Below are 10,739 nucleotides of genomic sequence, written 5' to 3'. Positions count from 1 at the left end.
TTCTGTGTTGAATCAAATTTTTATTTTGAACATTAGCTAATAACATTACTAATGTTCGGATATAGATATTGATATTAATTATTATTTTTATTTACGATTTTTATAGCTAAGTGTTTTTGGTGGAGGATAGCGGGATCGAACCGCTGACCTCCTGAATGCAAATCAGGCGCTCTCCCAGCTGAGCTAATCCCCCATGATCTTATATTGGTGGGCCGAGAAAGACTCGAACTTTCGACCCCACCCTTATCAAGGGTGTGCTCTAACCAACTGAGCTACCGGCCCCCATGCAAGAGAAACACTACTTTAAGAAGAGAAATGAGGACGGTCAACATTACCGATGTATATTATTTAGAATGAAATTTTACTTTCATTCATCCTTAGAAAGGAGGTAATCCAGCCGCAGGTTCCCCTACGGCTACCTTGTTACGACTTCACCCCAGTCGCTGACTATACCGTGGTCAAGGGTTTGAAACCTTGCCTTAAGGTAGAACCAACTCCCATGGTGTGACGGGCGGTGTGTACAAGACCCGGGAACGCATTCACCGTGGCACGCTGATCCACGATTACTAGTAATTCCAGCTTCATGCACTCGAGTTGCAGAGTGCAATCCGAACTGAGGTATCTTTTAGGGATTTGCTTAACTTCGCAGTCTTGCTTCCTGTTGTAGATACCATTGTAGCACGTGTGTAGCCCAACACGTAAGGGCCATGAGGACTTGACGTCATCCCCACCTTCCTCCAGCTTATCACTGGCAGTTCTTTCAGAGTGCCCAACTTAATGATGGCAACTAAAAGTGAGGGTTGCGCTCGTTGCGGGACTTAACCCAACATCTCACGACACGAGCTGACGACAGCCATGCAGCACCTGTGTTTCGTCCGGCCGAACCGAAAACTCTAATCTCTTAGAGTCGCGACGAACATGTCAAGTGTTGGTAAGGTTCTGCGCGTATCTTCGAATTAAACCACATGCTCCACTACTTGTGCGGGTCCCCGTCAATTCATTTGAGTTTTAACCTTGCGGTCGTACTCCCCAGGCGGTGTGTTTATCGGTTTCCCTGCGACACTGAAAATAAATTTCCAACGTCTAACACACATCGTTTACGGCATGGACTACGAGGGTATCTAATCCTCTTCGCTACCCATGCTTTCGTTCCTCAGTGTCAGTAATGATCCAGAAAGCTGCCTTCGCAATTGGTATTCTTTCTAATATCTACGAATTTCACCTCTACACTAGAAATTCTGCTTTCCTCTATCATACTCTAGCTGAAAAGTTTTAATGGCAGTTCCAGAGTTAAGCTCTGGGATTTCACCACTAACTTTTTCAACCACCTACGAACTCTTTAAGCCCAGTAATTCCGAACTACGCTAGGTCCCTTCGTATTACCGCGGCTGCTGGCACGAAGTTAGCCGGACCTTCTTATTCGGGTACAGTCATTTTCTTCCCCGACGAAAGAGCTTTACAACCCAAAGGCCTTCTTCACTCACGCGGCATCGCTGCATCAGAGTTTCCTCCATTGTGCAAGATTCCCCACTGCTGCCTCCCGTAGGAGTTTGGGCCGTGTCTCAGTCCCAATGTGGCTGATCATCCTCTCAAATCAGCTATTGATCACAGTCTTGGTAGGCCATTACCCCACCAACAAACTAATCAAGTGCAGGCTCATCCAATGGTGCATAAAGCTTTCTCCGTAAAGACTTATCCGGTATTAGCACAAGTTTCCTCGTGTTATTCCAGGCCAAAGGGCAGATACCTACATGTTACTCACCCGTCTGCCACTAAGTATTGCTACTTCGTTCGACTTGCATGTGTTAGGCGTGCCGCCAGCGTACGTTCTGAGCCATGATCAAACTCTCAAGTTTAAAAACGGCGCACACTAGCTTCTATATAAATTCTAAGAATAAAATTTATATAATGTTGAAGTGTGTACGACAAATTTTGGTAACCTTAACCGTCCACACTTCTCTTCTTAAATTTTTACTTTTTAAATAGCTAATTGGGTCTAAAAAGCCCAATAATCCACACTAATTTATTGTGTTAACAATAATATTCGTGAGAAAGTTCGATGCTTATAGGCTAAAATAAAAGGAAATCAAGCATTTAAGAATAAAAAAAATGCTAAAAATTAATGATTTTATTGGGTTTTTTTTGATTTTTTGGCACTCGTAAACTAATAATTCAATTCAAAACATTATTAAATGCTTAAAAAACTCCAACTAAATATTATTAAAAAATTAAAACTATTTGGATTATTTTTATTAATAATTTTTACGATATTAATAGTAGCGCTATCTAATAATCAAAAAAATTTTAATAAAAACCAATATAATAATTTTATTAATAATATTTATTTAAAAAAAACTCTCAATGAAATTGTTAATAATTTAGAACCTAGATACAAAAAATATAATCACAAAATCAAATCTGGAGAAACCTTTGATAAGATACTTAATAACTATTCAATTGAAAAAGAGGAAATTAAAGCTATCAAAGATAGTCTTATAAAAAAAGTTAATATTAATAAATTAAATACAAATCAAAAAATTCAAATTACTATAGACCAAGCTAATAATAAAATAAAAAAATTTATTTTTCAAACTTCAAATACTGAAAAAATTTATCTATCAAAGAATAGTGATGAAACAGAATTTAATGAAAAAATATTAACTATAAAACTGGATAAGAAAATTATTTATAAAGAAAATATAATACTTCAAAGTCTTTATAGCGCTGCAAGTGATCAGAAAATTCCACCAAATACAATAATTGAATTTGCTAGAATTTATGGTTTTCAGGTTGATTTTCAAAGAGACATTCGTAAAGAAGATAAATTTCAAGTTATGTATGAAGTATTTATTGATGAAAATAATAAAATAATTGAAACAGGAGAAATTCTTTTTGCAAATCTTAAGTTAAGTGGTCAGGACAATTCATTATATTATTTTGATAAAGAAAATATTGAAGGTCATTATGATAAAAATGGAAAGAGTGTTCAAAAAGCATTAATGAAAACACCTATTAATGGTGCAAGATTATCTTCATCATTTGGTATGAGAAAACATCCTATCGATGGGTTTAACAAAATGCATAGAGGAACTGATTTTGCTGCACCCAAAGGAACGCCCATTATGGCTTCTGGAAATGGTATAATTCAAAAAGCTGGTTGGTGTGGAGGTGGTGGAAATTGTGTTAAAATAAGACACAACACAACATATGAAACACTTTACGCTCACATGTCAAAATTTGCACGAGGAATTAAAAAAGGTATTAGAGTCAAACAAGGTCAAACTATTGGTTATGTTGGCTCAACTGGAAAATCAACAGGTCCTCACTTACACTATGAAGTAATTATTAATGGAAAAAAAGTCAACTCTCAAAAACTAAAGCTTCCATCAGGTAGAGTTCTAAAAGGTAAAAATAGAGAATTATTTGAAACTAGTAAAATAAAATTAGATGTTCTAAAGTCAGAAAAAATTATTGGATTAAACTAGTTTGCTTCAGTTTTTTTAGAAGTTGGTTTAATCTCTGCTTCAGTTTTCTTATCCTCAGTAATAATTTCTTCGGATTTATTAGATAAATCTTGTGTTTCTGAAGTATTTTCAATTGATTTATTTTCAGCAAATTTTAATTTTTTATAATTTTCTTGTTCGTTCAAAATCCTTGTAAAGTGGTCAGCATGTTGAAGATAATTTTCAGATAATATTTTATCTCCACTAGAAGAGGCTTCTCTTGCTAAATCATTATATTTTTCAATTAACTTTGGAGCGTTATGATTGTTTCTTCCAGGGGCTTTTCTTTTAAAGTTATCATTATTGGAGTAATTTGATCCAAACTTAGGTCTATCACCATTACTTTTAAAGTTTCTATCATTTCTTCTAAAATTATTTCTTCTAACGTTATTATTATTTCTAAATGTTACCATAAATCTAATTAGTTATATTTTGGTACTGACTATGCAACGATCATTCTTTGCAAGATCTTTTACAGTACTATTTATATAAAAACCCTTATTGTTTAATAATTTAATAACTTTACTTTTTTGATTAAAACCAATCTCTAAAATAAATTTTCCATTTTTTTTTAACAGTTCAGATGATTTTTTTATTACTTTTCTGATTACTGATAAGCCATCTAATCCACCATCTAGAGCTAATTTAGGCTCAAACTTTAAAACATCACTCTCCAAATATTTTAAATCACTTTTTTTAATATAAGGGGGATTAGAAACAATCAAATCATATTTGCCTTGAGCAAATTTGTCAACATCTGATTTATAAAATTTTACTCTTTCATCCACAAAAAGCTTTTTTGCGTTAATTTTAGATATTTTTATTGAATTTTTGCTAATATCTATCCCAGTCCCATAAAAACTTTTTCTTTCTTTGAGAATGGTTAAAAGAATACACCCTGAGCCAATCCCTATGTCAAGTATTCTTAAATAACTCTTATGCTTAGTAACTTTTAAAATTTGTTCTACAATAATTTCTGTATCAGGACGTGGTATAAGAGTATTTTTGTTTACACAAAATTCACTTTTCCAAAAAAATTTTTTTTTTAAAAGATAGGCTATTGGTTTTCTTGTGGCTCGTTCTTGAACCAATTTTTTAAAGTATTCTAAATTTTCAATATTTAAAACTTTATCATGATTTAAAATAATATATTCACGATTTTTACCTAAAGCTTTAGCCATTAAAATTTCTGTGTCGAGTTGAGCTGATAGAATAGATTTATTTTTTAAAATATTTGTTCCTTCTATAACTGCCGACTGAATGTTCATTTAATTTAAACTGCTTAAGCTGTCTTCTTGAGCTTGTAAAGTTAATGACTCGATCATTTCATCAAAAGCTTCACCCTCTAAAAATTCTTCTAATCTATGTAACGTTAAATTAATTCTATGATCTGTGACTCTCCCTTGGGGAAAATTATAAGTTCTAATTCTTTCTGATCTATCCCCTGTTCCTATTTTTGTTTTTCTATCTTGTGATCTTTCCTGGTCAATTCTTGATCTTTCTAATTCATATAACCTTGATCTTAAAATTTTCATACCTTTAGCTTTATTCTTATGTTGAGACTTTTCATCTTGCTGGGAAACAGATAATCCTGTTGGAATATGAGTAATTCTAACTGCACTATCAGTAGTATTAACTGATTGTCCTCCTGGCCCACCAGCTCTAAAAACATCTATCCTTAGATCAGACTCATTTATTTTTAAATCAACTTCTTCTGCTTCAGGCAATACTGCAACTGTTGCAGCTGAAGTATGAACTCTTCCTTGGGTTTCAGTATCTGGTACTCTTTGAACTCTATGGACGCCACTTTCATATTTTAAAGTTGAATAAATATTAGTTCCTTTTATTGATGCTATAACTTCTTTTAATCCTCCAGCATCACTTCTTGAAATTGATATCAATTCTAATGTCCATTTTTTTTTGTGACTAACTTTTTCATACATCTTAAAAAGATCTGAGGCAAATAGGCTTGCTTCTAAACCTCCTGTGCCTGCTCTTATTTCTATGATTGCATTTTTTTTATCTGCTTCATCTTTTGGAAGTAAAAATAGTTTTAATTTTTTCTCATTTATCTCAAATTCAGTCTTTAAATTTGATAATTCTAATTCAGCCATATCTTTTAATTCTTTATCTGAGGAACTATCATCTAAAATTTTTTCTAAGTCTTTTTTGTCATCCTCATATGCTAAATATTTTTTAGCATTTTCTATAATTTCGTTAACATCTGAATACTCTTTTGATTTTTCTGCAAAAATCTTTTTGTCAATTTCACCAGATGATAAATCTTTTTCCAATGTTGAATGTTTTAATATAAGTTCTTCAATTGTTTTAGCTGGTATCATTGTTTTTTTTCTAATTCTAAAGCCTTTTTTTCAACTTCAGTGACAACTTTATCAATTATTTCATTTGTTAATACTTTTTTACTCTGAACACCAGAAAGATAAAGCATATTGTTTCCCTTGCCACCACCTGTAATACCTACATCAGTCATTGCTGCTTCACCAGGTCCATTCACTACACATCCAATTATAGATAGTGTTACTGGAGTTTTTATATGTGATAGTTTCTCCTCTAAAATCTTAACAGTATCAATTACTTGAAATGCTTGTCTCGCACATGATGGGCAAGATATAATTTTAACTCCTCTATTTCTTAATCCTAATGACTTTAAAATTTCATTGCCAATTTTAATTTCTTTTACCGGGTCATCAGATAGCGAAATTCTAATGGTGTCCCCAATTCCATCTAAAAGTAGCGCTCCAAGTCCAATAGATGATTTAACACTTCCTGTAACAAAACTACCAGCTTCTGTTATTCCAAGATGTAATGGATAATCCATTGCTTTTGAAAGTTGCCGGTAAGCTGCAATTGATAAAAAAACATCAGATGACTTTACACTAACTTTAAAATTAAAAAAATTTTGGTCTTCTAAAATTTTTATATTTCGTAAAGCACTTTCCACTAAAGCTTCTGGACAAGGTTCTTTATATTTTTCAAGAATATCTTTTTCAAGTGATCCTGCATTAACACCGATTCTTATCGAACAATCATTATTTTTTGCTGCACTTAAAACATCATGAATTTTTTGTTTATCACCAATATTACCCGGGTTTATTCTCAAACATTTTGCTCCATTTTCAGCAGCTTCTATTGCTCGTTTATAATGAAAATGAATATCGGCAATTACTGGTAGTTTTACATTCTGAGTTATGTCTTTTAATGCTGTTGTAGAATCTTCATCTGGACATGAAACCCTTACAATGTCTGCTCCTTCTTCATGAATTGCATTTATTTGATCAATTGTAGCTTTAACATCAGTTGTTAAAGTATTTGTCATTGACTGAACTGAAATTGGATTGTCCCCACCAATCTTTACATCACCAACATTTATTACTTTAGTTTTTTTTCGATTAATATTTCTGAAGGGCCTGAGGCTCATAAAATTTAGTCTAATTTAAATTCTTTATGCAATACAGCTATAGCTTTTTTTACTTGCTTAGTAGCAACTAAAACCGAAATTTTAATTTCAGAAGTAGATATTACCAAGATATTTATCTTTTTTGAAGCTAAAGCTTGAAACATTCGATAAGTAATTCCAGGAGTTGTTATCATACCAACTCCAATTATTGAAACTTTAGATACATCTTTATCAAAAGATAATTTTTTGTAAGATATTTTTTTATTCTGCCTTATAAACTTTTCTGTTTTTTTTAAGTCATCAGCTTTGATTGTGAATGTAAGATCTGTTTCCTTGCCATTTAGAGAAATATTTTGAACAACCATGTCTACATTTATCAAATTTTGAGATAGTGGTTTAAAAATTGACGCTGCTACTCCTGGTCTATCTTTAACTCCTTCAATTGTAATTTTAGCATCATTTTTTGTTGATGAAATTCCAGTTATTATTTGATCACTAAAGGCTTTTGACGAATTTGCGATCAACGTTCCAGGCTTTGAAACAAATGAGGATTTAACTTGTATGTCTATTTTGTTTAATTTTGCATCTTGAACAGAGGTTGGTTGCATAACTTTTGAGCCTAAAGATGCCATCTCTAACATTTCATCATAGAATATTTTTTTAATTTTTTTTGCATTTTTGTACTGTCTAGGATCCGTAGTATAAACACCATCTACATCGGTATAAATTATACACTCATCTGCTTTAATAAATTTAGCTAACATTATTGCTGTAGCATCTGAACCACTTCTGCCAATAGTTGTTAGTCTATAATCTTTGTTTATTCCTTGAAAGCCGGTGATTACAGGAATTCCTCCACTTTTAAGATAGCTCTGTAATTCTTTTGAAACTACTCTATTGATTCTTGCTGCAGAATAAGGTCCTTCAGTTATAATCGGTATCTGCCAAGATAACCAAGATCTAGATTTAAAGCCATCATGATTTAATCTTCCCGCAATTAAGGCGCAAGAAACTTGTTCACCTGAAGACAATAAAGTGTCATATTCAGCCTTATCAAAATTGTTACTAATTAACCTAGATTTATTAACTAGTTCGTTAGTTACTCCACTCATGGCAGAGGAGATTACTACAACTTTATATTTCTTCTTTTTGTAGGAAGATATAATTTTACATACTTTTTTAATTCTATCGATACTTCCTACAGAAGTTCCACCAAACTTTAAAACAACAGTTTTCATTGATCAAATATATTTATTATAATTTAATAAATAATTGATAAAATACATCTTACTTGTTATGTCAACTAATTATCGATCATGAGCAGTGTAAATAAAAAAGAAATTAGAAAATTTTCAAAAATGGCTGCTGAATGGTGGGACCCAAGCGGAAAATTTAAACCACTTCATAAATTTAACCCAATAAGAATTAAATATATTAAAGAAAATATTATTAATAGTTTTAAATTAAAAGCCAAACAAAGACCCCTAGAAAAAATCAATATATTAGATATTGGTTGTGGCGGAGGACTTCTATCTGAACCAATGACAAGATTAGGTGCAAATGTAACTGGAATTGACGCATCAAGTAAAAATATCAGTGTTGCTAAGTTACATGCCAAAAAAAATAAACTTAAAATTAATTATTTATGCTCATCACCTGAAAAATTAAAAATCAAAAAAAAATTTGATGTTATTTTAAATATGGAAATAGTTGAACATGTAGAAGATATCAATTTTTTTATAAATTCTTGTTCAAAACTTTTAAAAAAAAATGGCCTTATGTTTGTTGCCACTCTTAATAAAACATTAAAATCTTATATGTTTGCAATAGTTGGGGCAGAATATGTTTTAAGATGGCTTCCGATAGGAACTCATGACTGGGAAAAATTCGTAAGACCAGAAGATCTTAAAAAAATATTAAGCAAAAATAATTTAAAGTTAGAAAAGTTAGAAGGAATGAATTTTAATTTAATTAAAGATGAGTGGAGTGTTTCTTCAGATACTTCGATTAATTATATTGTAAAATCTATAAAACTCTAATTATCTTTGTCCTCTACCCAAGGTATCATCTGAGCATCGATGCCTTCTTCTTTAAGTTCCATAAGATCTTTCTTGGAAGCATTTCCATAGACACCTTTAGATTTTTTTTTAGGATTGTAGTGAATAGATCGAGCTTCATAGGCAAAATTTTCACCAACAAACTTAAAATTTTCTTTAATAAATTTTTGATAACTTTTAATAGTTTTTTTTACATTATCGTATTTATCTAGTTGCAAATCGTTTTTTGTATCTTTTTTATTATTTCTTAAACTAGGTGCCATTAAAGATTTATCTACTGTTTTAGAATTACAAATATGACAGATTAAAAGACGTTTTTTTTTTAATTTTTCAAATTCCTTAGATGAGGCAAACCAACTATCAAATGTTGTTTCGCAGTCTTTGCATGCTAGTTTATATTTAATCATAATATTGAATTAATAATTCTCACAAAATTTTCAATACCACTAACTTCTATAATCTGCATTAATATCAATATATTTTTTTGTAAAATCCATTGTGTAAACAGTAAAGCTTTTCTTTCCAGTAAATATTTCTATATCAAGATCAATATTTTCATTTTTCATGTACTCTGAAGCTTTTGTTTCATCATAACCTTGATGTAATTTTCCATCTTGTACAATTTTTAAATTTCCAAATTTAATTAAAAGTTTTTTCAAATTTATTTTTGGTCCAGCTTTACCTATTGCCATAATTATTCTACCCCAGTTAGGATCCTCACCAGCAATTGCAGTTTTAACTAAAGGAGAATTAGCGATAGAAAGAGCAATCTGCTTAGCCTCTATTTCTGATTTACACTTTTTAACATTTACCGTCACAAACTTTGAAGATCCCTCCCCATCTGAAACCACTCTTTTTGCTAGATTTAATAAAACCTTATTTAAAGCCTTATCAAAATTTTGAATTTTTTTGTCATTTATATTTTTAATTAGAGCATTATCTACTTTACCAGTTGCAAAAATAGTTGCCATATCATTGGTACTTGTATCTCCATCACAAGTTATGGCATTAAAAGTTGTTGCTATATTTTTTTTAAGTAACTTGTTTAAAATATCATTTGAGAGTTTAGCGTCCGTAAATACATAAGCTAATGTAGTTGCCATATTTGGATGAATCATTCCTGAACCTTTTGCTATTCCATAAATCTTAATTTTTTTATTTCCAATTGAGCATTCTTCCATTGCTAACTTGGGCTTAGTATCAGTTGTCATGATGGCGAGTGCAGCTTTCATCCAAATAAATTTATTTTGAGTGTATTTAATTTTATTGATTAAATTTGGGATTTTATTAAAAATTTTTTCATAAGGATAAGACTCCCCAATAGTTCCTGTGCAACCAAAGATTATATCTTTTGAAGAAATTTTTTTTGGAGCATCTTCATCTTGCTCTTGTTTTTTTGTTAATTCTGATGAAATGATGTCTGATAGTTTCTTTAAACTTTCATAACCTTGCTTACCTGTAAAGGCATTTGCATTCCGAGTGTTAACTATCAGAGAATAAATTCTTTTACTATTTTGATTTATATTCCACTTAATATTTTCAGATATTATTTTTGACTGCGTATATACTGAGGCATAATTGGCTCCGTCTCTAAAATAGAACATAGACAAGTCATCTCTATTATCATTATACAGATTTGCACTTACCACAGAAATAGATACACCATCAACATGTTCAAGGTCTTGAAAATCAATCATTCTGGCATTTTTTGATTTTGAAGATAAAAAGTTTGATAAATTAATTCCCATGGTGTTTAAAATA

The 10,739-nt window shown here is 31.3% G+C and carries 9 protein-coding genes, 2 tRNA genes and 1 rRNA gene; 2 read left to right on the top strand and 10 right to left on the bottom strand.

The genetic code is table 11. From position 1 onward, the window contains the following. Positions 1–117: 117 nt before the first annotated feature. The 3 genes from ACIJYG_RS00620 to ACIJYG_RS00610 form a co-directional block, all read right to left on the bottom strand. Positions 118–193, bottom strand: a tRNA-Ala gene (locus tag ACIJYG_RS00620). Between the two features lie 12 nt (positions 194–205). Then, positions 206–282 (bottom strand) — tRNA-Ile (locus ACIJYG_RS00615). Between the two features lie 99 nt (positions 283–381). After that, positions 382–1,856: ribosomal RNA gene (locus ACIJYG_RS00610) — 16S ribosomal RNA — on the bottom strand. Between the two features lie 336 nt (positions 1,857–2,192). Here ACIJYG_RS00610 and ACIJYG_RS00605 point away from each other — a divergent pair. Then, positions 2,193–3,485, top strand: a complete 1,293-nt coding sequence (locus tag ACIJYG_RS00605) for a peptidoglycan DD-metalloendopeptidase family protein (protein ID WP_435097272.1) — start codon at positions 2,193–2,195, stop codon at positions 3,483–3,485. On the opposite strand, the gene ACIJYG_RS00600 is transcribed toward ACIJYG_RS00605, so the two are convergent. From ACIJYG_RS00600 to ACIJYG_RS00580, 5 genes are read right to left on the bottom strand one after another with little or no spacing between them, the layout of a single operon-like run. Then, positions 3,482–3,916: a DUF4167 domain-containing protein gene (locus ACIJYG_RS00600; protein WP_435097269.1), complete on the bottom strand. Its 435-nt coding sequence runs from the start codon at positions 3,914–3,916 to the stop codon at positions 3,482–3,484. The genes ACIJYG_RS00605 and ACIJYG_RS00600 overlap by 4 nt on opposite strands. A 12-nt stretch (positions 3,917–3,928) precedes the next feature. Further along, a complete protein-coding gene (gene prmC, locus ACIJYG_RS00595; protein ID WP_435097266.1) occupies positions 3,929–4,771 on the bottom strand; it encodes a peptide chain release factor N(5)-glutamine methyltransferase in 843 nt (280 codons plus the stop codon). After that, a complete protein-coding gene (gene prfA, locus ACIJYG_RS00590) occupies positions 4,772–5,845 on the bottom strand; it encodes a peptide chain release factor 1 (RefSeq protein WP_435097263.1) in 1,074 nt (357 codons plus the stop codon). It lies immediately after the preceding gene. Beyond that, positions 5,842–6,942: a flavodoxin-dependent (E)-4-hydroxy-3-methylbut-2-enyl-diphosphate synthase gene (gene ispG, locus ACIJYG_RS00585; RefSeq protein WP_435097260.1), complete on the bottom strand. Its 1,101-nt coding sequence runs from the start codon at positions 6,940–6,942 to the stop codon at positions 5,842–5,844. Before ispG ends, prfA begins: the two co-directional genes overlap by 4 nt. A gap of 5 nt (positions 6,943–6,947) precedes the next feature. Beyond that, a complete protein-coding gene (locus ACIJYG_RS00580; protein WP_435097257.1) occupies positions 6,948–8,159 on the bottom strand; it encodes an aspartate kinase in 1,212 nt (403 codons plus the stop codon). 78 nt (positions 8,160–8,237) lie between these two features. Between ACIJYG_RS00580 and ubiG the strand changes: the two genes are divergently transcribed. Continuing rightward, a complete protein-coding gene (gene ubiG / locus ACIJYG_RS00575; protein ID WP_435097254.1) occupies positions 8,238–8,960 on the top strand; it encodes a bifunctional 2-polyprenyl-6-hydroxyphenol methylase/3-demethylubiquinol 3-O-methyltransferase UbiG in 723 nt (240 codons plus the stop codon). On the opposite strand, the gene ACIJYG_RS00570 is transcribed toward ubiG, so the two are convergent. Then, on the bottom strand, positions 8,957–9,385 hold the full coding sequence (locus ACIJYG_RS00570; protein WP_435097251.1) for a DUF1178 family protein: 429 nt from the start codon (positions 9,383–9,385) through the stop codon (positions 8,957–8,959). The two genes, ubiG and ACIJYG_RS00570, sit on opposite strands and share 4 nt — an antisense overlap. 39 nt (positions 9,386–9,424) lie before the next feature. Continuing rightward, positions 9,425–10,726, bottom strand: a complete 1,302-nt coding sequence (argJ, locus tag ACIJYG_RS00565) for a bifunctional glutamate N-acetyltransferase/amino-acid acetyltransferase ArgJ (protein ID WP_435097248.1) — start codon at positions 10,724–10,726, stop codon at positions 9,425–9,427. Between the last annotated feature and the right edge of the window lie 13 nt (positions 10,727–10,739).

The organism is Candidatus Pelagibacter bacterium nBUS_27 (genome assembly GCF_051200985.1).
Classification (GTDB): Bacteria; Pseudomonadota; Alphaproteobacteria; order Pelagibacterales; family Pelagibacteraceae; genus Pelagibacter.
The sequence above is the reverse complement of the archived record's forward strand: the minus strand, read 5'-3'. Positions and strand labels throughout refer to the sequence as shown.